Here is a 26571-nt window from a genome sequence, read left to right as displayed (position 1 = left end):
ATAGTCGCAGGGGATCGGCGGGTGCTTGTGCAATCCCGTCATAGCACTAGAGAGAGGAAGCATCCGGGCGTTACAGCCGGGATGAAAAAAACTGCGCGGCGACGTCTACAGCTTCAACAGCGGCTCCTGGAAACGCAGCAGGCGACCGGCATTGCCCAGCACCAGCAAGGTGCTCAGGTTGTGCAGCACCGCAGCGATCATCGCCCCCGCCGCCCCCAGCCAGCCGAACGCGGCAAAGGCGACGATGGCCAGGGTCCAGCCCAGGCCGATGATCACGTTGACCTGCAAGGTCCGCCGGCATTCACGGCTCAGGCGCACGCAGGTGCCCAGGCGTCGCAGGTCGCTGCCGATCAGCACCACATCCGCCGAAGCCAGGGCGATGTCCGCACCACCGGCGCCCATGGCCACCCCCACCACCCCGGCCTTGAGAGCCAGGGAGTCGTTGATGCCGTCGCCGACCACCATCGGCCGGAAGCCCTTGTCGATCTCCTCCAGTACCCGCTCAAGCTTGTCTTGCGGCAGGGCCTGGGCCTCGACGTCGGCGATTCCCACTTCCAGCGCCAGGCTGTCGGCCACACTCTGGCGGTCGCCGGTGAGCAGCAACTGCCGGCCCAACCCCAGTTCGCGCAACTCGCCCAGGGCATGCCGGGCCTCGGGTTTGACGCTGTCGGCCAGCAACAGCCAACCGAGAAATTCGCCATCAAGCGCCAGGCCGGCAATCGGCCCGTCGTGCCCCGGCACCGGGCTGGTGTCGATACCCAACTGGCGGAACAGCTCCGGACGGCCAAGGGCCGCTTCGCCCTCCTCGGTACGGGCCACCACCCCCAGGCCCTGGCGTTCATGAATGTCCCCCAGTGGCCATTGCTCTTCCTGGAGCACCAGCCCTGCCAGGGCCCGGCTGACCGGGTGGCTGCTGGCCGAGCCGAGGCTGGCGGCCAGAGTGAGCAGGCTTCGCTGGTCTTCCCGGGGGCTGTCGATGGCCTGCAAACGCAAGCTGCCGTACGTCAGGGTGCCGGTCTTGTCCACGACCAGGGAGGTCAGGTCCGCCAGCTCCTCGAGAAAGGCCGAACTGCGAATCAGGATGCCGTGGCGCGCGGCCACAGCGATCCCGGCGATGGCGGTGGCCGGCGCCGACAGCACCAACGCACAGGGACAGGCCGCCACCAGCACCGCGAGCATGGCTTGGGCATCGTTGGTGATGAACCAGGTCACCGCCGCCAACAGCAACACCAGCACCATGTAACTGCCGGCATAGCGCTCCAGCAAACGGGTGATGGGCGGCTTGGCGCGCTCGGCGCTTTGCATCAGGGCAATCACCTTGCCCAAGGTCGACTCCTCGCCGGTACGGGTGACCTGCACACGCAACAGCCCATCGAGATTGATTGCGCCGCCAAATATCTGCATGCCCTGAACCGCTTCCAGGGGGACCGATTCGCCAGTGATCGGCGCGGTATCCAGGCTCGCCTGGCCGGACACCACCACACCATCGGCGGGCACCCGATCGCCGGCGCGTACTTCCACCAGGTCGCCGGCCTTGAGGCTGGCGTTGTCCACTTCCACGACGCTGCCATCGGCCCGTACCTGTCGCGCCAGGCTGCGGGTCAAGCGGCCCAGGGCGTCGATGGCTTCCTGGGAGCCGATCACGCTGCGCTCTTCCAGTACGTGGCCGAAGATCATGATGATCGGCAACAGGGCCGCGGTCAGCAGGTCGCCAGTGGCCCAGGCGCCGAGCATCGCCAGGGCGATCAGTTGGTCGGTAATGCCGTGCAGGCTCGGGTAACGCAGGCTGAACCAGGCCGAGCGCATCACCGGCACCGCCACCAGCAGCGAGGCGACACCCAACAGCAACTGGCTGACGCCCACCTGCCCTGGGGCCAGCCAGCGCCAGACCAGGCCAAGGGCCAGAAGCCCCAGGGCGAGCATGGCCAGGGTCAACTGGCGGGCGGCGCTGCGTTGCTCGGCCGAGGTCAGCATGCTGGCGGGGGGCGCGGCATGGGTGGTGGCAGTCATTGTTCGGCTCCCTGAATGATCAGGCGTGAATCGTCTTGGGGATTGACCGTGGTCACCGAACCGGCTTGCCCGAGAATCTTCGGCAGGCGTTCACGGTAGATACGCAGCAGCATTTCCGGGTCGGTGCCGTTGCGCTGCGCCTGGGCCAGGCTCTGCACCGTGGCAGTCTGGGCCCGGGCCAGGGCCAGCCGTTCGCTGGCCTGGGCATGGGCCACTTGCAGGCTGCGGTCCGCCTGCTGGTTGGCGCCCTGGGTCAGCTTTTCCGCTTCGGTGCGGGCGTTGGCGACCGCCTTGTCGGCTTGCTGGCTGGCAGTGAGCACCGCGTTGAAGGCGCTGACCGCCGGGCCGGGCAGGCTCGATTGCACATCCACCCGCGTTGCCTCGACGCCAATGCCCTGGCCGCTGGTGGTCAACTGCGCCAGGCGCTGGTTGATGCTTTGCAGCAGATCGCCCCGCAGCCGCTCACGACGCTCGGCGGCCTGGTTGTCGCTGCCGATCAGTTCCGGGCGCGCCACCAGGATGGTGTCCAGGTCACGGGCGGCGGTCAGGGCCACGGCACTGCGGGTCACCAACCGATCCAGGGCCGGCAGCACGTGGTCAGCCTGGAGGACATAGGCGTAGGGATCGCTGACCTTGTAGAACACCCGCACGTCCAGCTGTACCACACCGGCATCGCCAGTCAGCAGGTAACCGGACCCGGCCAGGGTGTCGTTCAAAGGCGTGGCCAGGGTGGCAACCCGGTCCCCTTCCAGAGCCGCCTCGGAACGCAGCAAACCCTCCACCCGCCGCTCCAGTACCCGGTCGGCGGCGGGCAGCAGCACCACCTGCTCAAAAGGCTGGGGCCAGGCCAAGAGCAATCCGGCGCTCTGCACCCTTTCCAATTTGCCAAAGTGCAAGACCATGGCCCGGTTCTGCGGGTCTATCTGCCGCACATTGGAGAAGGCCCAGGCCAGCGCCGCCAGTACTGTCACCCCGTACAAGGCGATGAATGCCAGACGCCCGGCCTGGATCCACGGGCTGCTCAACTCATTTGTTCCACGTGGAACCTTATTCATGGTTGCGAACCAGCGGCTTTGCCCGGCAGGTTTGGAGGGCCATCCACCAGCACCCGGAAAGGCGCCGCGTCGGTGCGCAGGATCAACTTGGTGCCCGGAGTCACCACAGTACCCAGGGTGTCCAGTGAACGCAGCAAGTTGTACAGCTGCGGGGAACTGGCGTAGGCGCGGCCATAAATCTGCGCCGCTTCAACCCGGGATTGCGCCTCGATATCCGCGGCCTTCACCGTGGCATCGGCCTGGACGATCCGCGCATCGCGTTCGGCGCCAGAGCGGATTTGCGCCGCTTCGCGCTTGCCGATGGCGGTGCGTTCCGTGGCGATGGTTTCACGCTCGGCGCGCATGCGGTCCACGGTGGCGGTCAGGGTCACCGAGGGCAGGGTCAGACGCTCCACTCCCACCTGCACCACTCGCACTCCATAAGTGGAAAGCAATTGCTGTTCGATCTGCTTGCGCAGTTGCGCTTCGAAGTCGGCAATGCGCACCTGGCTGGCATCGGTGTTCACCAGGTTGGCCAGATCGAAGCTGCTGGCGGTGGTTTCCAGGGCCGAACCGACAAAGGTGCGGATCTGCCGCGCCGCTTCGTCCGGCTGGTTCTGCACCGCCCGCATGAAACGCTGCACATTGTCCGCGTCGCCCTGGACCCGCCAGGCCACGTAGGCCTGGACGATAATCCGCAAACCGTCGCGGGTGCCCACATCCTGCAAGCCACTGGACGTGGTGCGCAGGCGCAGGTCCACCGGGATCGCCGCTTCAAAGGGTGCCGGCCAGCGCCAGTTCAGGCCCGGCTCCAGCAGCACCCGCGCCGGGTTGCCGAAGCGGGTGATCACCGTGGCCTCACCGGAGCGCACTTGCACCAGGCTCGCCGCGGCCACGGCAAACAGCACCAGTAGCACGGCCCAGCCCATGCGCCGCCAGGGGAAAGGCCCGGCCTCGGCCGGCGCCCCATGATGATGGTGGTGATGCCCGTGGTGGTGGTGATGGCCGTGCCCGTGGTCGTGGCCGGCGTGATCGTGGGAATGGGAGGACTGGCTCAATGGACGGCTCCTGGCTGAGCGGCTTTACGCGGCGCCGAAGGGTCGGCCGGCAAGGTGAACGTACGCAGGTCGAGGGTCGGCGCGCTGTCGCCCCCCAGACGATGATCAAGAATCAGCAGCTTGGCCTGGCTCAGGCCCTGGCTCAGCTGGCTCAGGTACTGCTCGAGGACGAAGGCCTGCCCCGCACTGGCGTAGGCTTTCTGTTCGGCGGCAAAGCGCAGGTCGGCAGCCTGGGCCGCCGCCTGCACTTCGCGCGCATCGGCCTGGGCCTGGTCGCGAGCCACGCTGGCTTGCAACTGCGCCTGGTTGGTCTGCTCGGCAGCCGCTCCACGTTCCCGGGAAATCAGCGCCTGGGCGCCAATCTGCGCCGCTTGCACACCGTGGTAGGCATTGGCCGCGCCAGCCGGTGGATGGATGGCCTCGACTACCGTGGCGAGAATCTCCACCCCGCTGTCGAGCCGGTCCAGATCGCCCTGCACGGCCCTGCCGATGTCATCGGCCAGCCCGGTGCGGTCCTGCCCCAGCAGGCCATCGAGGGTACGCGAGGCAAAGTCGTGCACCAGCACGCGGCTGGCGGTGCTGCGGATCAGCGTCGGCACATCGCTGCTGTTGTAAGTGGCGGCCAGCGCCGCAGCGTCGCCCAGGCCGATGCGGTAGACGAAGCGCACGTCCATGTTGACGATCTGAAAACTCTGTTGCTGGGCATTGCCGCTGGCGATCACCTGGGATTTGTCATTCACGTGGCTGGCATCCCACAGGCGGTTGGCAATGGCGGGGGCCGGGCCTTCGGCAGGGGCCGCTTGAAACGGCTGCGAGCTTTCGCCCACGCTGGTGGCCAGTTCATGGACCACGCCGTTTTCCACCGTCAGTACCCGCCCTAGGGGCCAGGGCAGGCCCAGATGCAGGCCCGGGCCAAAGACCTGTACCGGCTTGCCGAAACGCTCGTAAATACCGCGATTTTGCATGGAAAGTTCATGAACGCCGGTCAACAGCCAACCTACCGCCAACACCACCAGCAATACCGGTACAAAGGCCCGGCGCATATAGGCGAAGGCCCAGATCTGCCGCAGATCGATGCCAAAACGGTTGTGCAATTCATGCTGCAGGCTGAGCAGGGGTTGGGGCGGCCAACGCAGCATGTCGGCAACAAAACTGTGGGCCAGAAGCCGGGGCTCCAGCTGTTCGCGCTGTGGGCTGAACAGCGACAGCACCGCGCGCAACAACAACTCGCCGGCCACCAATGCCGGCAGCAGCCCCGTCAGCACCGCCAGCCGTACTGGCCACAAGGCCGTGTCGCTGCTGAACAACAGGCACAGGGCGCTCACCAGCAAACAGATAATCGCCGCCCGCAGCAGCTGCGCCAGGGCGCCGGCTTCCGGCCATTCCCCTGGGTGCTCCTGGGCCAGTTGGCGCTCCAGCACCAGCAGGGCAAACGCCAGCAGCAGAGCCAGCACCGCCACCACGCTGGCACTCAGGCCCAGGGCGGTGGCGGGCAACGACAGGTTGAACACCTGCACCACGCTATACAGGATCAGCAGCGACCAGCCACCAAGCCACAGGGTAGGCGCGCCGATCTGCTGCAACAGGCGCCGCCCGCGCAGGGTCAGGGCAGCCGCCAGCCGGCCCTGTGGCTGCCGATCCTCCCCGGCCTCGGGCGTGACAACCGGCGCCGGGGTGATCACCTCTTCGCGCCAGCGGCTGACCCAGCACGCCGATTGCAGCCCGGCCACCACCACCAGCAAGGCACACGAAAGGTTCACCAGCAGTGCCGGCCAGATGGTCAGCGCCGCAAACAGATCGACAAACACCGCCGCCACCAGCCCCAGCACCGCCAGGCCCAGCAAAGCGGCGCCCCAGCGCTGCAAACGCGCCGCATGGGACGCCGCCTGCTGAAACCGTGGCAAGGCAGCCACCTCGCCACCTTGCGTCTCAAGATCGACTTGCATACCACCCCGCCGCTCTGGTCCGGCCCTGTGGATAAACCCACGGGCCGAAGAAATTCGAAACAATTCGTTACTATATAACGAGCCGAGTGAAATTTTTGTCCCGCGCCATGCCTTTTCATCTATTGCGTACGTCGTAGACACAGAGACAGCTGTTTGCTCATGACAAAACTTCTGATGTCAGCCCCCTGGCATTTAAGGCAATAATCCAGCCCTGCTCACCGCGTGCGACAAGGAACCGTCCCATCATGCTCTCGATTTACCAGCTCAAACCGCGCTTTCAGAACCTGCTGCGGCCGTTGGTGCAGCGCCTGTACGACAACGGCACCACGGCCAACCAGATCACTGTCCTGGCCGCCGTCATCTCGGTCCTGGTCGGCACCGTCATCGCCCTGTTCCCCGGCCATGCCTGGCTGTTCGCCCTGATTCCCCTGTGGATGATCCTGCGCATGGCGCTCAATGCCATCGACGGCATGCTGGCGCGGGAATTCGGCCAGCAATCGCGCCTGGGGGCCTACCTCAACGAACTCTGCGACGTGGTCGCCGACAGCGCCCTGATCCTGCCTTTCGCCCTGTTGCCCGGGGCCAGCCTGCTGCTGGTGCTGGCCGTGACCCTGCTGGCGCTGTTCAGTGAGTACGCCGGGGTGCTCGGGCCCATGGTCGGGGCCTCGCGGCGCTACGACGGGCCCATGGGCAAGAGCGACCGCGCCTTCATCCTCGGCGTGCTGGCCACCGGTATCGCCCTGGGCTGGCTCAGCGCCCTGTGGATAAACGGCGTGCTGGCACTGGTCGCCGCACTGCTGGTCTACACCCTGATCAATCGGGTCCGCCAGGGCCTCAAAGAAGTTCAGCACAATGCTCCCTCTGCATAAGGAAATGGCTATGCGCGACGCTCAACACCAGACGTTCCGAACCCATGACGGTGTCGAACTGTTCTACCGCCACTGGCCAGCCACTGAAGTGGCCCCTGGCGAACCGCGGCAAGCGGTGATGCTGTTCCACCGCGGTCACGAACACTCCGGGCGCATTGCCCACCTGGTGGAAGAGCTGAACCTGCCCCAGTTCGATTTCTTCGCCTGGGATGCCCGTGGCCATGGCCAGTCGCCGGGCGCCCGTGGCGACAGCCCGAGCTTCGCTACCAGCGTGCGCGACGTGCAGACCTTCTGTGATCACCTGGGCAGCGCTCATGGGATCGCCGAGGAAAACATCGCCGTGGTGGCCCAGAGCGTGGGCGCGGTGATCGCGTCCACCTGGGTCCACGACTACGCGCCGCGCATCCGCTCCCTGGTGCTGGCCTCGCCGGCGTTCAAGGTCAAGCTGTACGTGCCCTTCGCCCGGCCCGGCCTGGCCCTGATGCGGCGCTTTCGTGGCAACTTCTTCGTCAACAGCTACGTCAAGGCGCGCTTCCTGAGCCACGACCCGGAGCGGGTCCGCAGCTATGACAGCGACCCGCTGATCACCAAGGCGATCTCGGTGAATGTACTGCTGGGCCTGTATGAAGCGGCAGACCGGGTGGTAGCCGACGCCCAGGCGATCCAGGTGCCGACCCAGTTGCTGATCTCCGGCTCCGACTTCGTGGTGCATCGCAAGCCCCAGGAGCAGTTCTTCGAGCGCCTGGGCAGCCTGCACAAGGAAAAGCACATCCTCCCGGGCTTCTTCCACGACACCCTGGGGGAAAAGAACCGGGCGCCGGCCATGGCCAGCATCCGTCGCTTCATCCTGCAGAATTTCGAGCGCCCGCTGAACCGCCCTGCCCTGCTGGACGCCGACCGCCTGGGCGTTACCTGCGCCGAGTCCGAAGCCCTGGCCGCGCCGCTGCCGCACAATTCCCTGCGCGACCTGTACTGGCGCGCCACCCGTGCCAGCATGCGCCTGGGCAGCCAGCTGTCGGCGGGGGTCAAGCTGGGCTTCGACACCGGTTTCGACTCCGGCAGCACCCTGGACTACGTCTACCGCAACCGCCCCACCGGGCATTCCGCACTGGGCCGGATGATCGACCAGAACTACCTGAACTCCATCGGCTGGCGCGGCATCCGCCAGCGCAAGCTGCATGTGGAAGAACTGCTGCGCCTGGCCATGGAAAAACTCCGTGAGCAAAACAGCGAAGTGCGCATCGTCGATATCGCCGCCGGCCACGGCCGCTACATCCTCGAAGCCCTGCAAGGGGTCAGCCCGCTGCCGGAGTCGATCCTGCTGCGCGATTACAGCGATATCAACGTGCGCGACGGCAGTGCGCTGATCCAGGAGAAAGGCCTGGGGGACATCGCCCGCTTCGTCAAAGGCAACGCCTTCGACCGCGAGGACCTCGCAGCCCTGGACCCGAAACCCACCCTGGCGGTGGTCTCCGGGCTCTATGAGCTGTTCGCCGACAACCAGATGGTCGGCGGCTCCCTGGCGGGCCTGGCCAGTGCCGTGGAGCCCGGCGGCTACCTGGTGTACACCGGCCAGCCGTGGCACCCGCAGCTGGAACTGATCGCCCGCGCCCTGACCAGCCACCGCGAAGGCCAGGCCTGGGTCATGCGCCGCCGCACCCAGGCGGAGATGGACCAACTGGTGGAGGCCGCCGGCTTTCGCAAGGTCACCATGCGTGTGGATGAATGGGGGATCTTCAGCGTATCCCTGGCGCAACGGGTGCAATGATGGCCGCAGGCGCCTTGCCGGCCCGGGAGCCGGGGCTGCTGAAACCCGCGGTGCTCTGGCTGCTGTTGCTGGCACCGCTGTTCTTCAGCACCTACGGCTTCGCCACCTGGGTCACCGCCCAGCGCGACGACGTCGGCAGCATGGTCTTCGACTGGGAACGGCACATGCCGTTCTGGGCCTGGACCATCGTGCCCTACTGGTCCATCGACCTGCTCTACGGCTTCTCCCTGTTGTTGCCGCGCAGCCGTGACGAGCTCAAGCGCCACGCCCTGCGCCTGCTCACCGCCCAGGTAATCGCGGTCAGTTGCTTCCTGCTCTGGCCGCTGAGCTTTACCTTCTCCAGGCCGGAACTGGACGGGGTTTTCGGCTGGCTGTTCGCGGTGCTGGCCGGCTTCGACAAGCCCTTCAACCAGGCGCCGTCGCTGCACATAGCCCTGCTGGTGGTGCTCTGGGTCTGCTACGCACGGCATACCCAGGGCTTCTGGCGCTGGCTGGTGCATGGCTGGTTCGCGCTGATCGGGGTCTCGGTGCTGAGCACTTATCAACACCACTTCATCGATGTACCCACAGGCGCCCTGGCCGGCTGGCTGTGTGTCTGGCTATGGCCGCTGGACCGTCCCAGCCCGCTGTTCAGTGCCCGTGCGGCCCAGGACCCGAAGCGCCGCCAGCTGGCCCTGCGCTATGGCCTGGGTGCGGCGCTGTTCGCCGGGGCAGCCTTTGCCTGGGGCGGCGCCGCGCTGTGGCTGATCTGGCCCGGCGTGGCGCTGTTGCTGGTGGCCTTGAACTACGCCCTGCTGGGTGCCGAGGGTTTCCAGAAGCGCCAGGACGGCAGCCTCAGCCCCGCTGCACGCTGGTTGCTGGCGCCTTACCTGGCGGCGGCCTGGATCAACTCGCGGCTGTGGACAAAAAAACATCCACAGCCGGACCCGGTTGTGGATAACGTCTGGCTCGGGCGCCTGCCGACACCGGCCGAGCTCAAGGACAGCCCGTTCGACGCCGTGCTCGACCTGTGCGCCGAGCTGTCCCTGGACAGCCGCGGGCTGCGGGCCTACCAGAGCCTGCCGGTGCTGGACCTGTGCGCCCCCAGTGCCGAGCAGTGCCTGGCCGCCGCCCACGCCATCGAACGCCTGCGCCAGCAAGGGCCGCTGCTGGTGTGCTGCGCCCTGGGTTATTCGCGCAGCGCCACGGCGATTGCCGCCTGGCTGCTGCACAGCGGCCGCGCAGCCACGGTGGATGCCGCCATCGTGCAGATCCAGCGGGCCCGCCCGCAGATCGTCCTGCACCCCGCCCACCGCCAGGCGCTGCAAGCCCTGAGCAGCGCCGGGAGAACGGCCCATGTCCACTGAAATGCAGCTCTACAGCGTGGCCAGCCTGCTGCGCCGGGGCCGCGCCCTGGATCAGTTATCCACAGGCCTGACCCTGCTCGGCGCGCTGTATGGCCTGGGCCAGTACCTGCTGACCAGCGTCACCCTGGGCGGGCTGCTGGTCAGCCTGGCCTTGGTGCTGCTGGGGCTTGTGGAAAAGTACCTGGCGCTGCGGGTAGCCTTCGACGCCGACCTGTTTCAACGCGTGGCCGACGCCCCAACTACCCTGGAACACAGTACCCAGGCCCTGGACCAGGCCCTGAGCGCCCTCGGCCTGCAACCCGCGCAGCGCGGCGGCCGGCCCTGGGACCAACGCAGCCGCGGGGCCCTGGGCCTGCTGCGCCGCCAGGCATTACTGCTGGCAGCACAAGTGCTGGTGATACTGAGCGTGATCCTGGTCAGCCCCTGGCTGACCTTTGCCGGATAAGGAATGCCCATGTTCGAACCCCTGGTCGCCAATCTCATCACCTCCGCCGCCCGCAGCATCACCGGCGCCCGCAGCCTGTGGCTGGGCTCGGCACCGCGCGCGGTGCAGCGGATCTACTTCGCCAACCACAGCAGCCACGGCGACTTCGTACTGCTCTGGGCCTCCCTGCCGCCGGCCCTGCGCAAACTGACGCGGCCCGTGGCCGGCGCCGACTACTGGCAGAAAAGCAACCTGCGCCGCTACATCATCAATCGGGTGTTCAACGGCGTGCTGATCGACCGCGAGCGCAAGGAGGCTGTGGATAACAACCCCCTGCAACCCATGATCGATGCCCTGGAGAACGGCGACTCGCTGATCATCTTTCCGGAAGGCACGCGCAACCCCGAAGACGGCCTGCTGCCGTTCAAGAGCGGGATCTACCACCTGGCCAAGCGTTATCCACAGGTTGAGGTGATTCCGGTGTGGATCGCCAACCTCAACCGGGTCATGCCCAAGGGCCGCTTCCTGCCCCTGCCGCTGCTGTGCACCACCAGTTTCGGCGCCCCCCTGACCCTGGAAGAAGACGAAACCAAGGAACACTTCCTCGAACGCAGCCGCGCCGCGCTGCTGGCCCTGGCCCCGGAGCACGCCTGAGATGGATAAGCAGACCCTGATGTTATTCGGCGGCATCGGCGCCATTCTGGTGCTGGCCTCGCTGATCGGTTTCATCCTCCAGTGGCGCACCCGTGGCGCGCCCAACCCGGTGATCGACAACCTCAATGCGCGGATCAATGCCTGGTGGGTGATGGTGCTGGTGATCGGTATCGCCTTCTGGCTCGGCACCGCGGCGGTGATCCTGCTGTTCTATGCGGTGTCGTTCTACGCCCTGCGCGAGTTCCTCACCCTGACCCCGACCCGGCGCAGCGACTATCCGGCCCTGGTGGCGGCCTTCTACCTGGCCCTGCCCCTGCAATACCTGCTGATCTACTCCGACTGGTACGGGCTGTTCTCGATCTTCATTCCGGTCTACGTGTTCCTGCTGCTGCCGATCCTCGCGTCGCTCGGTGGCGACAGCACGCACTTCCTGGAGCGTGCCTCCAAGGTCCAGTGGGGGCTGATGATCGCGGTGTTCTGCGTGTCCTTCGTGCCCGCCCTGCTGACCCTGGACATCGCCGGCTATGAAGGCCGCAACCTGCTGCTGATCGCTTACCTGGTGATCGTGGTGCAGCTCTCGGACGTGCTGCAGTACGTCTGTGGAAAACTCTTCGGCAAGCGCAAGATCGCCCCCAACCTGTCGCCGTCCAAGACCGTGGAAGGCTTTGTCGGCGGCATCCTGCTGGCTTCGATGATCGGCGGGGCGCTGTTCTGGATCACCCCGTTCAATGTCTGGCAGTCATTCCTCATCGCCCTGCTGATCAACCTGCTGGGCTTTGCCGGCGGCATCGTCATGTCGGCGATCAAGCGCGACCGCGGGGTCAAGGACTGGGGGCACATGATCGAGGGCCACGGCGGCATGCTCGATCGCCTGGACTCGGTGTGCTTTGCCGCGCCGATCTTCTTCCACCTGGTGCGCTACTGGTGGACCTGAACCCTTCAGCCCGGTAGATGCCCCAATGGCAGGGGCCCCGGGGTTTTCACCGTGTGAATCGCGAAGTTGCTGCGGATGTCGCTGACCCCGGGGATCTTCAGCAAGTGGCCGGTCAGGAAGCGGTCATAGCCACGCAGGTCCGGGACCACCACTTGCAGCAGGAAATCCGATTCACCCGATACCAGGAACGCCGAGATCACCTCCGGCAACTGCAATACCGCCTGGCGGAAGGCTTCGGCCTCGGCATCGTTGTGGCGCTCCACCTTGACCCCGACGAACACGGTCAGCCCCAGGCCCACCTCGTCGCGGTCCAGGGTGGCCTGGTAGCCACGGATCACCCCGGCCTCTTCCAGCATGCGCACCCGACGCAGACAGGGTGACGGCGACAGGCCGATCTCTTCGGCCAGTTGCACGTTGCTCAGGCGACCATCGCGCTGCAGCGCGGCGAGGATCTTGCGGTCATAGGCATCAAGTTTCATGTTTGGCATATCCAAATGGTGATTCCGTTCATTAGTGGAACATTATGCCAATTTCAGCTTTCCCGTTGGTTGATTACGCAAGCACCTGCCCTGCCCTGTGGCCCTAAACTGGGCGCACCGACTCGACAACGAAGGGGGTGCAAGGTGGCGCAACTGTGGATGTATTTCCTGGCTCTGGCGGTGGTCTACCTGCTGCCCGGCCCCGACATGATCCTGCTGCTGCAAACCGGCGCCCGCCAGGGCAAGGCCCAGGCTCTGGCCACCGCGCTGGGCCTGGCCCTGTCCCGCGGCTGCCATGTGGTCCTGGCCGCACTGGGCCTGGCGGCGCTGTTCAAGGCCGCGCCCTGGACCTTCGACCTGGTACGCCTGGCGGGCGCCGCCTACCTGCTGTGGATTGGTATCCAGTGCCTGCGGGCGAACCTGTTGCCCAACCTTGAGCCCGGCACCGCCGCAGCCACGTCCCTGCGCTGGCGCGAGGCGATCCAGCGCGGCCTGTTGACCAACCTGCTGAACCCCAAGGCATTGCTGTTCTGTTCAGTACTGCTGCCGCAGTTCGTCGATCCCCAGGCCGGTGCGGTGGTCCCGCAATTCATGACCCTGGGGGTGCTGCTGGTGGCCGTGGGCGGCCTGTTCGACTGCTGCTACGCCCTGGCCGGTGCCGGGCTGGGCCGCTGGATGCAGCGCAGCCCGTCGGCGCAACGAGTGCAGCAATGGCTGTTCGGCAGCCTGCTGATCGGCTTCGCCCTGCGCCTGACGTTCGTCCAGCAGGCCTGACGGCACCTGTAGCCACTGCCGAGCCTCGGCGAAGCTGCGCGAAGGTCCGCAGGAGCCTGGCGATCCCCGGCAAAATATTCGCCCCACAAATCGCCGCGACCGCTGCGTCGGAGTGCCGCCCAGCTCGTACGCAGCCTGCGGCAGCGGCTACAGGATCCTGGGCACGCCTTTATGTCGCCTTGTGCGAGGACACCGCGCGGCGGCGTCGGAACAGGTAGGCCGCCCCCAACAGCAGCACGCCGGCACCGGCGCCGGCAGCCAGCCTGTGCTCGGCCACCGCGGAACGGGATGCGTCCAGCCACTGGGTCAGGTAGCGCTTGTTGGCGCTGCCGAAATCCGGTTCCTCACAGTTCATGCCGAAGTTGCCGGCCCACTCCACAAAGGGACCGTTCTGCACATAGCGCCGGTAGTACTCGATCTCGGCATCGCTGCCCCGGGTCCAGCGCGCCGCCTTGCACAGCACCGCGGCATAGGCCTGGCTGGTGTGGGGCAGGAAGTCCGCCGCCTGGTTGCCCAGCTCGCCGGCCACGTAGCGATAGTGGTAGCGCACATCGGGTTCGGCAGTGGTGGCCTGCTGGCGCTGCACTTCGTCGGCGCTGATCAGCGGGCCAGCCTGTACCGGCGGGATTTCCAGGCTGTAGCTGCCCCACAGGCTGTGGTAGTCCGGACCCATCTCGTAGCCGAGGATCTCCATCCCCGATGCCCGTGCCAGCTTGCCCGCCTGGTAATAGGCCTCGGCTCGCCGGGTTGGCAGCCAGGCCGACTCGGCACTGCGCCGGTACTCGCCGTAGGCCTTGGCGATCGCCTGGCGCTCGGGGGTGTAGAAGTAGCCCCAGCCCTCTTCGTAGCGGCCCTCGCGCAACAGCCGCCGGCCCAGCAGTTCGCGTACCTGGGCGGCAATCGGCAGGCTCTCGTAGTAGGCATCGGGCTGCTGGGGGACGAGCGGCGGCGCCGGAACCTGGGCGTCGACGAAATGCTTGAGTTCATCCAGGGTCAGCACCCGCTCAGCCACGGTTGCCGCGTCGTGCCAGTAGATGTCGCCACTGCGGTAGAGCAGCTCGAACGCCTGCACATAGTCGCCACGGTCCAGGGCCAGCAAGGCGCTTTCGCCTTCTACCCGGCAGCCCGGCTTGAGGTCTTCATAGTTGCCGTCGTAGTCGCCGCGAAAGCCCCAGCTCTCGTCCCGGGGGAAAGCCGCGGCGGCCTTGGCGTAAGCGGCTGCGGCCGCCGCCTTGTCGCCGTCGCGCACGGCCAGCTTGGCCCGCAGCCACCAGGCCAGGCCACCGTCGCCGGCATGCTCGAGCAGCAACCGGGTGGTGGCGAAATCGCCGTTCTGGTAATTCAGCGCCGCCAGGCGATCGGCGTTGTCGAACGTGCCGGCGGTGCCCTGGCTCAGCAGCTTGATCAGTTTTTGCTCGGCCTCCGGCTTTTCACCGAAGGACCAGCCCTGGTGCGAAACCAGTGAAGCCGTGAGCAAGCGCGCCACCGAGGGCTGCTTGAGCTGCTCCAGCAATTGCGCGTCCGACAGGCCGCCCAACTCGCCCACCACCTGCTTCAGCGAGCTGTAGCCGACCTCCGACCCCAGCAGGTTCTGGCTGGCATACAGGTCGATGGCCTCGCTCCAGTGGTTCTGGTTCTTCAGAATGCGCGCCTCTTCTCCCAGGCTGGCGATGCCCAGCTCCAGGGGGTCGCTGAAGCCGTCGATGCTCAGTTGGCGGGTCTGGACGAAGGCCTGGCGCGCCGCCAGCAAGGTGTCGCTGCGCCCCTGGTCGTCCAGCTCGTTGGCCTCTTCACTGATGGCTTGCAGGGCCCGGCCCAGAGAGTAGGCGGCCCAGGTACTGCGCAGCGCCCGCTGCTCGGCGGGCAGCGCCAGCACCTTGCGGAAATACTCCGCCGCCAGCTCATGATCCCCGGCGCCGAAGGCCACCGCGCCCGCGGTGTAGAGGTTGATCTGCGGCGGCAGGCTGGCCCCTTGCTGCTCCGCCACGCGCCCGTCATTGAGCATGCGCAACTGCCCGACCAGGGCTTTCTGGGCGTCGTCCAGCCCTTGCTGTTCCGCCCAGTTGCGCGCCTGTACCTCGTAGCTGTCAGGCAGGTTGTAATCGCGGCTGAAGGCATCCTTGACCACTGGCTTGAGCCCGACGATGGGCTTGCCCAGGCGGGACACTTCGAACTGGAAGCTGCCTTCCGGCAACTGCGCCAGGGTCTGCGGGCGATCCTCCAGCAGGCGCATGGGGAAGGTCGGACCGCAGGCCAGGGCCGGGGCCAAGGGCAGGCACAGGCTCAGGCACAGCAGGTAGCGGGATCTAGGGACGAACATGTGCAGCTCCTTGGTCAATTTTTGTACAGCGGGCCCAGCCCACGGCCCGGGTGCCGCCCGCCGCCAGACGGCCGGCCTGCTGGCGGGTCAATAGCAGCTGGCCGTCACGCAGCTCGGCGGAATAACCGCCCAGCCCGTCGAATCCGTCGCATTGGGCAACGGCCACGGTCAGTTGTTCAGGCAAAGGGCGGTCGAGATTGCCCGGGTTGTCCAAGCGGATATCGAAGAGACCGTCCTGCTCCTGCAGGCTGATGCCCAAGCGGCTGTCCAGCACGTCTCCACGGGCCACCGCGCGCAGGGTATCCAGGCTCCAGGCGCGGACATCGCCCTTGAGCGGCAGGCGAAACCAGATCAGCCCGGCCAGATGGGCCGGCGGATCATTGCGCAGGGTCTTGGCCAGTTGGCTCAGTTGCTCGGGGTCGGCCATCAGCTCCCGGCGCTGGCCCCGGTGCACAATGGGCGCCTCGCTTTCCACCACTGGAGCCTGGGCGGTGCCGGGCAGCAAGGCCACGCCGTAGGCAGGCAGGGCCAGGTAGAACGGCTTGTCGCTGACCCCAGCCCAGCGCCTGGCCCATTGTTCAGCCTGGTGCGGGTCGAACAGCCCGCGCCGGGGGTCGCTGACCGCATGTACCTGGAGCACGCTGCTGTCGACCTGAGCCAGCAGCCCGGGCAACTCGCGGCTGTCGAGCCAGGCGGGCAGCGCGGTGATGCTCAGGGCCAGCTGCTGCGGCAGCACCTCGCGCAGCCGCCGCAGGAGCCCGGCATAGGCCGGCAGCCGGGCGCTGCCGGCATCGTGGTCGATCTCCAGGCCGGCCAGGGTCAGGCCCTGCCCTTGCCAGTCGGCCAGCAGTTGCTGCACCTGCTGGAGGATGTCGTCCTGGTTCAGGGACGGCAGTTGGCCATCCAGGCGCACCACCGCAATCAGCGGGCGACCGTCTTGCTTGAGCAAGGTGGCGTCGATCCGCGCCCGGCTCCAGCCGGCCTGTGGAAAAGCCTGCAGGGCCAGCACCCGGACGGTGGAAAAGTCCGCCCGCGAGCCTGCCAGGGCGTCGGCGTGGGCCGGGGTCCACTGGCGTTGCCAGATATAGAGTTGCTGATCCAGCGGCGGCCCCTCTTCATGACGACAGGCATTGAGCAGCAGCCCGCAGACCAGCACGGCGCAAAGACGGAGCAAAACCCGGGGGAGCATGAATCGTTGATTCCCTTTAACGCAAAAGCCCCGGAATACCGGGCGCCATACACCTGATCGACATCGCCTGTAGCCGCTGCCGGGCCCGCGAGGCAGCGAAAAGAACCGCAGGGCCTTCCCCCCTCACTTACAACCCGCAGCTACCGCGACAAAGCAGCCGCCAGCCTACGCAGCAGCGCGGTTGGCAGCAATCGCCGCAAGGAGTTTTTTCCCGCTTCTACAGGTCCAGCACCAACGCTGGCACCAGGTTATCCACAGCCGCCGGCACCGCGCAGCAGATCAGCACCTGCCCCGGTTCCGGTAACTGTGCAGGCACCTGTGGATAATTCACCTGGCCGCTGATCACCCGGGTCTGGCAAGTGCCGCAGGAGCCGCCACGGCAACTGAATGGCGGATGCAGGCCGGCGCTCTCCGCCAGTTGCAGCAGGCTGCCGCTGGCCGGCTCCCAGGACAGCTCCCGGCCGGCCTGCTGGAACCGCACCGCCACGGCCCGGGTGGCGGCAGGCGGTTGGGCAAAGGGCACGGCCTCGGGGTCCGGCCGGCGGCGCAGGGTCGAAGGGCCGAAGGTTTCGGCATGGATCTGCCGGTCGTCGATATCCAGGTCCCGCAGGCTGTCGTACAGGCCCTGGGTAAAGGCCCCGGGGCCGCAGAGCACGAAGTCTGCGCGGTCAAGATCCAGGTCCGGTTGCGCCAGCAGCAGTTGCACATCGATGCGCCCGCAATGATCGAAGCCAGCACCCGGCCGGACCCCGGCTTCCGGCTGGCTGAGCAGGCGCAGCAGCCGCACTGAATCCCCAGCCTGCGCCAGCAGGGTTTGCAGCTCCTTGGCAAAGGGTTGCTCGGCAAGCGTGCGCGAACCCTGGATCAACCAGGTGGGCCGGGTATGCCGGGTGCGCAGGCCCTGGTACAGCACCTCCCGCAGCATCGACAGCAACGGTGTCATGCCGACCCCGGCCGCCAGCAGCACCAGTGGCTGTGACGACAGCGCATCGGCAGTGAAACGCCCCTGTGGGGCGCGGGCCTGCAGCAAGTCGCCGACCTTGAGTGCCTGATGCAGGTGGCGGGAAACCTGGCCCTCGCGCTTGACGCTGATACGCAGAAAGTCATCGGAAGGCGCGCTGGACAGGCTGTAGGTGCGAATCAGCGGCTGGCCGTCGAGCACGACCTGCACGGGCAGGTGCTGGCCGGGCACAAAGCTCGGGGAGCCGGCTGCATCCGCCGGTTCCAGGTAGAAGGAGCGAATGCTGCTGCTTTCGTCCTCGATCCGGGTCACCCGCAATGGCCGCCACTGCTGGCCCAGGGCCGTGGCGCGCAGCCGAGCCTCGGCTTGCGGCCAACTGCCGGTCAGCAGGCTGTTGGGGGAAAAACCCTGCAACTGCCAACGCAGGGACAGCGCCGCCGGGCGCCGTACCAGCCGCTCCACGGTAAAGCGCCACAACCGCTCGGCGCCCTGGAAGGCCTTGACCAGCGGCCCGTCGTGGATGATTTCGGTGCGGCCACTGAGCTGCAGCAGCTCACCGCTGGGAAAGTCGATGAACAACAAGCCGGCCCGGGGGTTGAGCAGCAGGTTGCCCAGGGTGTTGAAGTGCAGGTTGCCGGCAAAATCCGGGATGGTCAGGCAATTGCCCTCGACCCGGACGAACCCGACCTGGCCGCCACGGTGGGACACATCCACCGAGCGCTGGCCGTCCAGGTCGACGTAGCTGGCGACAAAGAAAGTGTCGGCGCCACCGATCAGGGCCCGAGCCTCAGGATCCAGGCCGTCGCGATACTGTGCCGGCCGGCTGGCGGGGTCGCTCAAGGGCACCTGCTGCAGCTCGCGCTGCTGGATGTATTGCGGGCAATTGCCGAACGCCTGTTGCACCGCCACGCTGAAGCCGTGGCGGTCCACAGCACTGACCCGGCCATTGAGGCGGTTGCGCCGCCGGGTGTGCAGTTCAATGCCCAGCAAGCCCAGGGCCGCACCTTCCTGCAACTGCACGGGGTCGTCGGCGGCCGGCAGGCTGCCCAGGCGCAGCCGGGTCGCCTCGGGGGCCTGGGCGAAACCGGGCGGGCCTTCGAGAATGCTCGCCCAGGGGTTGCCCTGGGCATCCACCGCGCCCACCAGGATGAACGGCAACTGCCCGTAGAACTGCCGGTGCTGATCCGGCATCGCCTGGCGGATCACCTTGGTGCCAAAGGCCTCCATGCGCTCGGCCACTCCGGCCCGGGCCTGCAACTGCCGCTCGCCGGCATGCCAGGGGGAACTGCTGCTCATGGTGCTGCCTCCGCAGGTGCGCCTCAGGCGCTTTTGAGCCCCGCCGCCGTGGACGGCATGGGCACGAAGCCCGGCAAGGCCTCGATCCGCGCCAGCCAGGCCCGCACGTTGGGATAATCGGCCAGGGACACGTTGCCCTCCGGCGCGTGGGCGATATAGCTGTAGCCGGCGACGTCAGCGATGGTCGCCTGTTCACCCACCAGGAACGGCCGGTTCGCCAGTTCCTGGTCCATGACCTTGAGCAGGCCGTGGGCGCGGGCAATGACCTCCTCGGCATTGAAGGTGGCGCCGAACACCGTGATTAGTCGCGCCGCCGCCGGACCGAAGGCGATCGGCCCCGCCGCCACCGACAACCAGCGCTGTACCTGCGCCGCGCCCACCGGGTCGGTGGGCAACCAGCGGCCGCGGCCATAGCGTTGCGCCAGGTACACCAGGATCGCGTTGGAGTCCGCCAGCACCGTGCCCTGGTCATCGATCACCGGTACTTGGCCAAAGGCGTTGAGGGCCAGGAACTCGGGCTGCTTGTGGGTACCCTGGGCCAGGTCGACAAAGATGGTTTCGGTAGGCAGGTCCAGCAGCGACAGCATCAGCTCGACGCGGTGAGCGTGGCCGGACCGGGGAAAGTTGTAGAACTTGATGGGAAGCAGGGACATGCTCGACTCCGCAGGCTGGGACGCGGTCGAAGGGCCGCGCTGGCAGGGCCATCTTGGTCCATGACGCAAAACAACAGAATCACCAGAAATCGCAATCCGGCATTTCAGCCAGTGCAATAAAGCTGATCAAGTATTGAGCGATGGATGCTCGCGCAGGGCCTGCACGGCGAAATCGACAAAGCTGCGTACCCGCGCCGGCGCCTTGCGACCGCCCTGGTACACCACGTGGATCGGCAAGGGCGGCAGCTCGAAATCCGCCAGCACGATCTGCAGCTGGCCGGCAGCGACCTGATCGGCCACCTGATAGGACAGCACCCGGGTCAGGCCCAGCCCCAGGCAGGCGGCACTGATGGCGGCCTGGTTGGCGCTCACCAGCAGCCGCGGTTCCGGGCGCAGGCTCAGAGCGCGCCCGGCGTCGTTGAATTGCCAGTGGCGCGCCTGGCCGGTGGAGGATGGCGCAATCAGCGGAGCCTGGCGCAGGTCATCGGGGTGCTGGGGGCAACCATGGGCCGCCAGGAATCCGGGGGCTGCACAGACCACCCGGCGCACCTGGCCTACTCGGATGCTGTGCTGGCCGCTGTCCGGCAATTCGCCGATACGCACCGCCACATCGATGCCTTCATCCACCATGTTCGCCACTCGGTCCACCAGCAAGGCGTTGATGCTGACCTGTGGATAACGTTGCAGGTAGCGCACCAGCAGCGGGGTGACGAACAGATCGCCGAACAGCACCGGCGCAGTCAGGCTCAGTTGCCCCCGTGGCTGGGCGTGGATACCGGCGGCCGAGGCCTCGGCATCCTGCACCTCGGCGAGAATGCGTCGGCAGTCCTCCAGATAACGTTGCCCGGCTTCGCTCAGGTGCACCTTGCGGGTGGTGCGTACCAGCAACTGGGTGCCGATGCGCTGTTCGAGGGCTGCCACGGCCCGGGTGACGCTGGCCGCCGACAGGTTAAGGCGCCGCGCAGCCGCGGCGAACCCCTGCTCCTGGGCGACACAGACGAACACCTGCATTTCCTGAAACCTGTCCATGTCTTATCTCACCTGGCAGCGCCCGCCCGACAGGCGCCCCGCACGCGCAGCATAATCCACGGCCACGACGTCAGGGAGCGCACCAGGTCTGCACCTCGTGCTTGTCGAATCCAGGGCAACGGTTGGTTTTGGCAATCAACCGGTAAGGTTGGTCTTGGGCGTAGGAAAAATAGAAGTAGTACTGCTGATCTTCACCGTATAGCCAATAGGAAGAGGAACCCTGGTTGATCAGGGTCGGTTCAAAGGTCCAGATGGACGATTCAGCAGGAATGAAATTGGTTCGGTCCATCAGCAGCAAGAGGCTGTTGGAGAGCACTGGGGTCAGGACTCCCAGGCCCAGGACAGCCACCATCAGAACGATCATCCATCCATGAATCAGGCGAAGTGTCATTGGTTTTCCATTAGCGCGCTAAAAAATTCCGGCCTGTGCACAAGTCGGGATTCGCCGGGGCGTCCACTGGCACTCGCAGTGGATTCGCAGAACCAAAACTGTCGCACAAAAATAACGCTCTGATTTCAATTGTTTTTCGAAGATCCAACGCGGACAGGCGAGCAAGGACAAGGGTGCACCCCAGCCGTTTGGTTCCTTCCCGCCGGCGGCGTGAAGCGCGAGTGGTCCCCTGTGACGACAGACTGCCTTCCAGCTCTTGCCGCGCCCCCGGTTACTCTTTGATAATCCGCCGCTCGGGCCACCCACTGGCCCCAGGGAAGATGCGTATCGCATCGCAGGCGGAGTCTCAGCATGGATGTACAGGCCGCAGCGCGGTTGGGCGACGACATCGCCCATGGATTCGGAGTTGCTGCCATGCTCGCCGGCGCGGTCGCAGGCGCTCTCATTGGCGCGGCCATCATTGCGGCGACCGCGGCAACAGGCGGCCTGGCGGTGGTGATCCTGGCGGGTTCGGTCGCCGCCGGTGGCCTGTCGATGTTCCAGCTGGTGAAGGGGCTGTCGACCATCTTCGATCTGCCCGAGCCAACCACCGGTGAACTCATAAGGGGCAGTCCCAACGTATTCGTCAACTTGCGCAATGCCATGCGTGCCGGCGAGGACGTGTCCAGTTCCTGTACCGGCTTTCCCGTGGCGCATCCCCCCTGGCCCTTCCCGGTCACCATCGCCGAAGGCAGCGCTACCGTGTATATCAACGGCAAGCCGGCGGCGCGACTGAGCAGCAAGATGACCTGCGGCGCGCATATCAAGTCCGGTAGCCCGAACACCTTCATCGGCGGTCCGACGCTGCAGGTGGAATTCGTGCTGGATATCGAGGGCTGGCTGCATACCGGCCTGGAGGCTCTGGGCCTGGTCGCCGCCGCCGGCGCGCTGGTGCTGGCCGCCATGGCCGGCCTCGCGGCCCTGCTGACCACCGTGGCGGTGGGGGCCGCGATCTATGGCGGCATGGAGTTGCTGGGCCAGCTCGGCGACCGGCTCGGCCCGGGCTACCGTGACCTGCTGCAAGGTATCGCCGGCCTGGCGCTGCTCGGCGCCGGGCCGAAAATGGCCAAGTTGAGCGCCGAACGCAATGCTGCGCGACTGGCCAACCAGTCGCAGGTGCTCGAGGTGCGCACGGCCGCCCAGGTCAACGAGGCGATGGTCGCCGAGGGCAACTTGCCGGCTTGGCTGGAAGGCACCCAGGTCAAGACCGAAATAGTGCCACCGGGAAGGCAATACCAGATGGTCGTCGCCAAGGGCCAGGCCGAAGCCATCATGCAGGGCAAGCCAGCCTTCGGAGGTTTCGCCGCCCCCGAGCCGATTCCCAGCCAGGCCTACGCTCGGGATAAACTGGTGATCCTCGATCGATTCAAGACAGACGTATCCCATGTGATCACCGTCGAAACCACCGCACCGCAAAAGATTCACAGTGGTATCACCGGCCCGCTGGAGAACTACAAGGGCGGCGTGCAGCAGGTGGAGTTCGTCGGTGACAGGAATCTGAAAATTGTCGGCACGCCTGGTGTGCTGCCTGTGGAGTGAAAGTTGTGATTAGTGATTTCGAGCGGATCCGCGAAGACGGCAAGGTCATCGACGAAAACATGACGGTGGACCAGATGATCGCCCTGGGGTGGTCTCCTTGCCGGGTCGTCGAGGCTCGCTGGCGCTGGCAGGAACAGCTCCTGAGCGTGGTCAACAGCCGCGGCCTGCTGGCGATCGTGGTGCCGGATCGACAACACCTGGCCATCCTGTGGAACGATGACGATACGGGCGTGGCCGCAACCCTCTACGTGGTCTCCGGCGACCGCCAGCAACAGATCAGGATTGCCGACCAGTTACTGATCAATGGCCAGCTCGAAGCAGGTATCTACAGCTGGTTCGAGCAGTTCCCGCAGGTTTCGCCCAGCATCTTTACCTGCATGTTCAGCCGTCAGCGTGACCAGGCAATGTTCAGGGTGGATATCGACGCGTCGACTGGCGACATTGTTTCGATACAGCATTCGCGCTGAGCGCTGTTCAGCACCGCCACGCCTGAGCGACGAGCGCTGCAGGCAGGCAAAGGGAAATAACAAAGAGGGGAGCCCGGCTGGGCTCCCCTCTTGCTGTGTCAGCTTCGATGATCCAGGACCATCACTTGAGTGATAGTGAAGATTAAAGACTGTCTCGCCAGCCCAAGGAAATATCGCCCCGAATGCTGTCGCGGAATTGTTTCCTACTGATGCTGGCAGCGGCATGGCGCTGAGATGGGCTTGCCAATTTGGCAACCCATCACAGTAGAGAGAGGCCTGATATGCCCACTTTGAATCCTGCAATCACGCTGGTCGGCAACCTTGACCAATTCAACCATGATGGTTTCGAGATCGAAGCCATGAACTTCCTCTTCGATCGCCTTGATCGTGGCAACCTGACGGTGGATGGCGAGCCCCTGTACATTGGCAATCAAGCTGTCCATCACTACACCTGGCGCGACAAACAACGTAACCGCACCTGCTCAATGTTCTACACGTATGGCAATACCCCGAGCAGTCATCTTTCGGTTTATGGCCTAGGCAAACACGTTGGTGACAGCGACAAGGAATACGCGCTCTACACCTGGATCGACAAGAAAGAACAGCTGTACACCCTGGCCCCAACCCGCAGCGATTCACGCTTTCGCTCGCTGCTAGCGCCCAACTGAGTCGGCGCCATGTGAAGCAGCCCCCTGCAACAAGGCGCTCATCTGGAGCGCCTTGTTGCAAGAGCGAGCACCTGGGCGGTCACTGTGGATAACTCACTCCACGGTCACCGACTTGGCGAGGTTGCGCGGCTGGTCGACGTCGGTGCCCTTGAGCACGGCCACGTAGTAGGACAGCAGCTGCAGCGGGATGGTGTAGAGGATCGGCGAGAGGATGTCGTGGATGTGCGGCATCTGGATCACGTGGGTGCCTTCGCCATTGGTCATGCCGGCCTGCTCGTCGGCGAACACGATCAGCTCGCCGCCACGGGCGCGCACTTCCTGCAGGTTGGACTTGAGCTTTTCCAGCAGCTCGTTGTTCGGTGCCACGGTAACCACCGGCATGTCGTTATCCACAAGCGCCAGGGGGCCGTGCTTGAGCTCGCCGGCCGGATAGGCTTCGGCGTGGATGTAGGAAATCTCCTTGAGCTTGAGCGAGCCTTCCATCGCCACCGGGTACTGGGCACCACGGCCGAGGAACAGGGTGTGGTGCTTGTCGGCAAACAGCTCGGCCGTTTTTTCCACCACGCCATCCATGGCCAGGGCTTCGCCCAGGCGGATCGGCAGGCGACGCAGCTCTTCCACCAGCTCGGCTTCCACGCCGGCGGCCAGGGTGCCACGTACCTGGCCCAGGGACAGGGTCAGCAGCAGCAGGCCCACCAACTGGGTGGTGAAGGCCTTGGTGGAGGCCACGCCGATCTCGCGACCGGCCTGGGTCAGCAGGGTCAGGTCCGATTCACGCACCAGGGAGCTGATGCCGACGTTGCAGATCGCCAGGCTGGCGAGGAAGCCCAGCTCCTTGGCATTGCGCAGAGCGGCCAAAGTGTCGGCGGTTTCGCCGGACTGGGAGATGGTCACGAACAGGGTATCGGGCTGCACCACCACCTTGCGGTAGCGGAACTCGCTGGCCACTTCCACCTGGCAGGGGATGCCGGCCAGTTCTTCCAGCCAGTAACGGGCGACCATGCCGGCATGGTAGCTGGTGCCGCAGGCGACGATCTGCACATTGCGCACCTTGGCGAACAGCTCGGCGGCTTGCGGACCGAAGGCCTGGACCAATACCTGGTTGGCGCTCAGGCGGCCTTCCAGGGTGCGCTGCACCACGGATGGCTGCTCGTGGATTTCCTTGAGCATGAAGTGGCGGAACTCGCCCTTCTCTGCCGCTTCGGCGCCATCGCGGTACTGCACCGCTTCGCGTTCCACGGCCTTGCCGTTGATGTCCCAGATCTGCACGCTGTCGCGGCGGATTTCGGCGATATCCCCTTCTTCCAGGTACATGAAGCGGTCGGTGACCTGGCGCAGGGCCAACTGGTCGGAGGCGAGGAAGTTTTCCCCCAGGCCCAGGCCGATCACCAGCGGGCTGCCGCTGCGGGCCGCAACCAGGCGGTCCGGCTGGCTGGCGCTGATCACGGCCAGGCCGTAGGCACCATGCAGCTCCTTGACGGTGGCCTTGAGGGCCTTGGTGAGGTCTCCCAGGTCCTTGAGCTTGTGGTTCAGCAAGTGGGCGATGACTTCGGTGTCGGTGTCCGAAGTGAACTCGTAACCCAGGGCGCCGAGCTGAGCGCGCAAGGCTTCGTGGTTCTCGATGATGCCGTTGTGCACGATCGCCAGGTCGCCGGAGAAATGCGGGTGGGCATTACGTTCGCATGGCGCACCGTGGGTGGCCCAGCGGGTGTGGGCGATGCCCAGGCGGCCGACCAGCGGCTCACTGGCCAGGGCCTGCTCCAGTTCGCTGACCTTGCCCGGGCGCCGCATGCGCTCCAGCTTGCCGGCATTGGTATAGACCGCCACACCGGCGCTGTCGTAGCCGCGGTATTCGAGGCGCTTGAGGCCTTCCAGCAAAATGGCGGTGATATTGCGTTCAGCAACGGCGCCAACAATTCCACACATGGTTTCTCTCCTAGCTGACAGCCGCGCAAATCAGAGTTATGCCGCGGGCCTGGATCTGGTCGCGGACCTCTAAGGGCAGGCGATCATCGGTAATAAGGGTATGGACGCTGCTCCACGGCAGCTCCAGGTTGGGAATCTTGCGGCCGATCTTGTCGGATTCGACCATCACCACCACTTCCCGGGCCACTTCAGCCATGACCCGGCTCAAACCCAGCAGTTCGTTGAAAGTGGTAGTGCCACGGGCCAGATCGATGCCATCGGCACCGATAAACAGCTGGTCGAAGTCATATGAGCGTAGAACCTGCTCGGCCACCTGGCCCTGGAAGGACTCGGAATGCGGGTCCCAGGTGCCACCGGTCATCAACAGCACCGGTTCGTGCTCCAGCTCGCTCAGGGCGTTGGCCACATTCAACGAGTTGGTCATGACCACCAGGCCAGGCTGCAGGCCCAGCTCGGGGATCATCGCGGCGGTGGTGCTGCCACTGTCGATGATGATCCGGGCATGCTCACGGATACGCTGCACCGCAGCGCGGGCAATGGCCTGCTTGTAGAGGGATACGGGCTGGCCAATATCGCTGACCAGTTCCTGGGGCATGGTGATCGCTCCACCGTAACGGCGCAGCAGCAAGCCATTGCTCTCCAGAGCGGCCAGGTCCTTTCGAATCGTAACTTCAGAGGTTTCGAAACGCTTGGCCAACTCGTCAACGCTCACTTCGCCCTGTTCATTGAGCAAGGCGAGGATATTGTGGCGACGTTGAGGTGTGTTGCGTTTTGACATGATGGCTTTAAGTTTCGAT

23 protein-coding genes are annotated in these 26571 nt (G+C 65.7%); 10 read left to right on the top strand and 13 right to left on the bottom strand.

Annotation, left to right across the window (positions count from 1 at the left end; translation table 11 throughout):
- Nucleotides 1-105 precede the first annotated feature (105 nt).
- From AC07R1_RS11320 to hflK (AC07R1_RS11305), 4 genes are read right to left on the bottom strand one after another with little or no spacing between them, the layout of a single operon-like run.
- Complete coding sequence (locus AC07R1_RS11320; protein WP_495110527.1) at nucleotides 106-2010, bottom strand: cation-translocating P-type ATPase; 1905 nt, start codon at nucleotides 2008-2010, stop codon at nucleotides 106-108.
- The gene (gene hflK, locus AC07R1_RS11315; protein ID WP_065364990.1) at nucleotides 2007-3065 is read right to left on the bottom strand and encodes a protease modulator HflK; all 1059 of its coding nucleotides are present in this window, start codon (nucleotides 3063-3065) and stop codon (nucleotides 2007-2009) included. Before hflK (AC07R1_RS11315) ends, AC07R1_RS11320 begins: the two co-directional genes overlap by 4 nt.
- Entirely contained in the window at nucleotides 3062-4102 is a 1041-nt protein-coding gene (hflC, locus tag AC07R1_RS11310) for a protease modulator HflC (RefSeq protein WP_011064358.1), read from the bottom strand. Before hflC ends, hflK (AC07R1_RS11315) begins: the two co-directional genes overlap by 4 nt.
- On the bottom strand, nucleotides 4099-6048 hold the full coding sequence (gene hflK, locus AC07R1_RS11305) for a protease modulator HflK (RefSeq protein ID WP_145713499.1): 1950 nt from the start codon (nucleotides 6046-6048) through the stop codon (nucleotides 4099-4101). Before hflK (AC07R1_RS11305) ends, hflC begins: the two co-directional genes overlap by 4 nt.
- Nucleotides 6049-6293: 245 nt before the next feature.
- Here hflK (AC07R1_RS11305) and AC07R1_RS11300 point away from each other — a divergent pair, with 245 nt between their 5' ends.
- From AC07R1_RS11300 to AC07R1_RS11275, 6 genes are read left to right on the top strand one after another with little or no spacing between them, the layout of a single operon-like run.
- Complete coding sequence (locus AC07R1_RS11300; protein ID WP_011064360.1) at nucleotides 6294-6917, top strand: CDP-alcohol phosphatidyltransferase family protein; 624 nt, start codon at nucleotides 6294-6296, stop codon at nucleotides 6915-6917.
- 10 nt (nucleotides 6918-6927) lie between these two features.
- Nucleotides 6928-8685 (top strand): bifunctional alpha/beta hydrolase/class I SAM-dependent methyltransferase, encoded by a 1758-nt coding sequence (locus tag AC07R1_RS11295; RefSeq protein ID WP_011064361.1) that lies wholly within the window; start codon nucleotides 6928-6930, stop codon nucleotides 8683-8685.
- Complete coding sequence (locus AC07R1_RS11290) at nucleotides 8685-10031, top strand: phosphatase PAP2/dual specificity phosphatase family protein (RefSeq protein WP_093405852.1); 1347 nt, start codon at nucleotides 8685-8687, stop codon at nucleotides 10029-10031. The genes AC07R1_RS11295 and AC07R1_RS11290 overlap by 1 nt, the downstream gene beginning before the upstream one ends.
- On the top strand, nucleotides 10021-10476 hold the full coding sequence (locus AC07R1_RS11285; RefSeq protein ID WP_015637562.1) for a hypothetical protein: 456 nt from the start codon (nucleotides 10021-10023) through the stop codon (nucleotides 10474-10476). The genes AC07R1_RS11290 and AC07R1_RS11285 overlap by 11 nt, the downstream gene beginning before the upstream one ends.
- Nucleotides 10477-10485: 9 nt before the next feature.
- Nucleotides 10486-11109: a lysophospholipid acyltransferase family protein gene (locus tag AC07R1_RS11280; RefSeq protein WP_011064364.1), complete on the top strand. Its 624-nt coding sequence runs from the start codon at nucleotides 10486-10488 to the stop codon at nucleotides 11107-11109.
- 1 nt (nucleotide 11110) lies between these two features.
- The gene (locus tag AC07R1_RS11275; protein WP_011064365.1) at nucleotides 11111-12043 is read left to right on the top strand and encodes a phosphatidate cytidylyltransferase; all 933 of its coding nucleotides are present in this window, start codon (nucleotides 11111-11113) and stop codon (nucleotides 12041-12043) included.
- A 5-nt stretch (nucleotides 12044-12048) separates the two neighbouring features.
- On the opposite strand, the gene AC07R1_RS11270 is transcribed toward AC07R1_RS11275, so the two are convergent.
- A complete protein-coding gene (locus tag AC07R1_RS11270; protein WP_011064366.1) occupies nucleotides 12049-12522 on the bottom strand; it encodes an Lrp/AsnC family transcriptional regulator in 474 nt (157 codons plus the stop codon).
- Nucleotides 12523-12681: 159 nt separating this feature from the next.
- On the opposite strand from AC07R1_RS11270, the gene AC07R1_RS11265 reads away from it, so the two are divergent.
- Nucleotides 12682-13296, top strand: coding sequence for a LysE family translocator (locus AC07R1_RS11265; RefSeq protein ID WP_495110630.1), 615 nt, complete (start codon nucleotides 12682-12684; stop codon nucleotides 13294-13296).
- A 169-nt stretch (nucleotides 13297-13465) separates the two neighbouring features.
- Here the strand turns inward: AC07R1_RS11265 and AC07R1_RS11260 are convergent, their stop codons facing one another.
- The 6 genes from AC07R1_RS11260 to AC07R1_RS11235 form a co-directional block, all read right to left on the bottom strand.
- Nucleotides 13466-15616: a hypothetical protein gene (locus AC07R1_RS11260; RefSeq protein WP_495110526.1), complete on the bottom strand. Its 2151-nt coding sequence runs from the start codon at nucleotides 15614-15616 to the stop codon at nucleotides 13466-13468.
- Nucleotides 15603-16805: a DUF3142 domain-containing protein gene (locus AC07R1_RS11255; protein ID WP_495110525.1), complete on the bottom strand. Its 1203-nt coding sequence runs from the start codon at nucleotides 16803-16805 to the stop codon at nucleotides 15603-15605. The genes AC07R1_RS11260 and AC07R1_RS11255 overlap by 14 nt, the downstream gene beginning before the upstream one ends.
- Before the next feature lie 217 nt (nucleotides 16806-17022).
- Nucleotides 17023-19062: a pyridoxamine 5'-phosphate oxidase family protein gene (locus AC07R1_RS11250; RefSeq protein ID WP_495110524.1), complete on the bottom strand. Its 2040-nt coding sequence runs from the start codon at nucleotides 19060-19062 to the stop codon at nucleotides 17023-17025.
- 23 nt (nucleotides 19063-19085) lie between these two features.
- Complete coding sequence (locus tag AC07R1_RS11245) at nucleotides 19086-19715, bottom strand: glutathione S-transferase family protein (protein WP_495110523.1); 630 nt, start codon at nucleotides 19713-19715, stop codon at nucleotides 19086-19088.
- Between the two features lie 126 nt (nucleotides 19716-19841).
- On the bottom strand, nucleotides 19842-20744 hold the full coding sequence (locus AC07R1_RS11240) for a LysR family transcriptional regulator (protein WP_011064372.1): 903 nt from the start codon (nucleotides 20742-20744) through the stop codon (nucleotides 19842-19844).
- Between the two features lie 70 nt (nucleotides 20745-20814).
- Nucleotides 20815-21135, bottom strand: a complete 321-nt coding sequence (locus AC07R1_RS11235; protein WP_011064373.1) for a hypothetical protein — start codon at nucleotides 21133-21135, stop codon at nucleotides 20815-20817.
- Between the two features lie 351 nt (nucleotides 21136-21486).
- Between AC07R1_RS11235 and AC07R1_RS11230 the strand changes: the two genes are divergently transcribed.
- The 3 genes from AC07R1_RS11230 to AC07R1_RS11220 all read left to right on the top strand — a co-directional run bounded on the left by AC07R1_RS11230 (nucleotide 21487) and on the right by AC07R1_RS11220 (nucleotide 23848).
- Nucleotides 21487-22713, top strand: a complete 1227-nt coding sequence (locus AC07R1_RS11230) for a PAAR domain-containing protein (RefSeq protein ID WP_015637569.1) — start codon at nucleotides 21487-21489, stop codon at nucleotides 22711-22713.
- Between the two features lie 5 nt (nucleotides 22714-22718).
- Nucleotides 22719-23180: a hypothetical protein gene (locus AC07R1_RS11225; protein WP_011064375.1), complete on the top strand. Its 462-nt coding sequence runs from the start codon at nucleotides 22719-22721 to the stop codon at nucleotides 23178-23180.
- Nucleotides 23181-23461: 281 nt separating this feature from the next.
- Nucleotides 23462-23848: a hypothetical protein gene (locus tag AC07R1_RS11220; RefSeq protein ID WP_015637570.1), complete on the top strand. Its 387-nt coding sequence runs from the start codon at nucleotides 23462-23464 to the stop codon at nucleotides 23846-23848.
- A gap of 93 nt (nucleotides 23849-23941) precedes the next feature.
- Here AC07R1_RS11220 and glmS read toward each other — a convergent pair whose 3' ends face one another.
- Together glmS and AC07R1_RS11210 are read right to left on the bottom strand one after the other, a co-directional pair.
- A complete protein-coding gene (glmS, locus tag AC07R1_RS11215; RefSeq protein WP_019095991.1) occupies nucleotides 23942-25774 on the bottom strand; it encodes a glutamine--fructose-6-phosphate transaminase (isomerizing) in 1833 nt (610 codons plus the stop codon).
- A 10-nt stretch (nucleotides 25775-25784) separates the two neighbouring features.
- Nucleotides 25785-26555, bottom strand: a complete 771-nt coding sequence (locus AC07R1_RS11210) for a DeoR/GlpR family DNA-binding transcription regulator (protein WP_169892547.1) — start codon at nucleotides 26553-26555, stop codon at nucleotides 25785-25787.
- Nucleotides 26556-26571: the final 16 nt, after the last annotated feature.

The sequence above is a fragment of the Pseudomonas sp. GW821-FHT07F01 genome (assembly GCF_059418825.1).
Note: the sequence above shows the minus strand (reverse complement) of the source record. Positions and strands in the feature narration are given on the sequence as shown.

Bases quoted from the DNA above. Each gene is read 5' to 3' on its own strand.
- AC07R1_RS11320 (WP_495110527.1), bottom strand. From the start codon at position 2,010: ATGACTGCCACCACCCATGCCGCGCCCCCCGCCAGCATGCTGACCTCG.
- hflK (WP_065364990.1), bottom strand. From the start codon at position 3,065: ATGAATAAGGTTCCACGTGGAACAAATGAGTTGAGCAGCCCGTGGATC.
- hflK (WP_145713499.1), bottom strand. From the start codon at position 6,048: ATGCAAGTCGATCTTGAGACGCAAGGTGGCGAGGTGGCTGCCTTGCCA.
- AC07R1_RS11300 (WP_011064360.1), top strand. From the start codon at position 6,294: ATGCTCTCGATTTACCAGCTCAAACCGCGCTTTCAGAACCTGCTGCGG.
- AC07R1_RS11295 (WP_011064361.1), top strand. From the start codon at position 6,928: ATGCGCGACGCTCAACACCAGACGTTCCGAACCCATGACGGTGTCGAA.
- AC07R1_RS11290 (WP_093405852.1), top strand. From the start codon at position 8,685: ATGGCCGCAGGCGCCTTGCCGGCCCGGGAGCCGGGGCTGCTGAAACCC.
- AC07R1_RS11285 (WP_015637562.1), top strand. From the start codon at position 10,021: ATGTCCACTGAAATGCAGCTCTACAGCGTGGCCAGCCTGCTGCGCCGG.
- AC07R1_RS11280 (WP_011064364.1), top strand. From the start codon at position 10,486: ATGTTCGAACCCCTGGTCGCCAATCTCATCACCTCCGCCGCCCGCAGC.
- AC07R1_RS11275 (WP_011064365.1), top strand. From the start codon at position 11,111: ATGGATAAGCAGACCCTGATGTTATTCGGCGGCATCGGCGCCATTCTG.
- AC07R1_RS11270 (WP_011064366.1), bottom strand. From the start codon at position 12,522: ATGAAACTTGATGCCTATGACCGCAAGATCCTCGCCGCGCTGCAGCGC.
- AC07R1_RS11265 (WP_495110630.1), top strand. From the start codon at position 12,682: ATGTATTTCCTGGCTCTGGCGGTGGTCTACCTGCTGCCCGGCCCCGAC.
- AC07R1_RS11260 (WP_495110526.1), bottom strand. From the start codon at position 15,616: ATGTTCGTCCCTAGATCCCGCTACCTGCTGTGCCTGAGCCTGTGCCTG.
- AC07R1_RS11255 (WP_495110525.1), bottom strand. From the start codon at position 16,805: ATGCTCCCCCGGGTTTTGCTCCGTCTTTGCGCCGTGCTGGTCTGCGGG.
- AC07R1_RS11250 (WP_495110524.1), bottom strand. From the start codon at position 19,062: ATGAGCAGCAGTTCCCCCTGGCATGCCGGCGAGCGGCAGTTGCAGGCC.
- AC07R1_RS11245 (WP_495110523.1), bottom strand. From the start codon at position 19,715: ATGTCCCTGCTTCCCATCAAGTTCTACAACTTTCCCCGGTCCGGCCAC.
- AC07R1_RS11240 (WP_011064372.1), bottom strand. From the start codon at position 20,744: ATGGACAGGTTTCAGGAAATGCAGGTGTTCGTCTGTGTCGCCCAGGAG.
- AC07R1_RS11235 (WP_011064373.1), bottom strand. From the start codon at position 21,135: ATGACACTTCGCCTGATTCATGGATGGATGATCGTTCTGATGGTGGCT.
- AC07R1_RS11230 (WP_015637569.1), top strand. From the start codon at position 21,487: ATGGATGTACAGGCCGCAGCGCGGTTGGGCGACGACATCGCCCATGGA.
- AC07R1_RS11220 (WP_015637570.1), top strand. From the start codon at position 23,462: ATGCCCACTTTGAATCCTGCAATCACGCTGGTCGGCAACCTTGACCAA.
- glmS (WP_019095991.1), bottom strand. From the start codon at position 25,774: ATGTGTGGAATTGTTGGCGCCGTTGCTGAACGCAATATCACCGCCATT.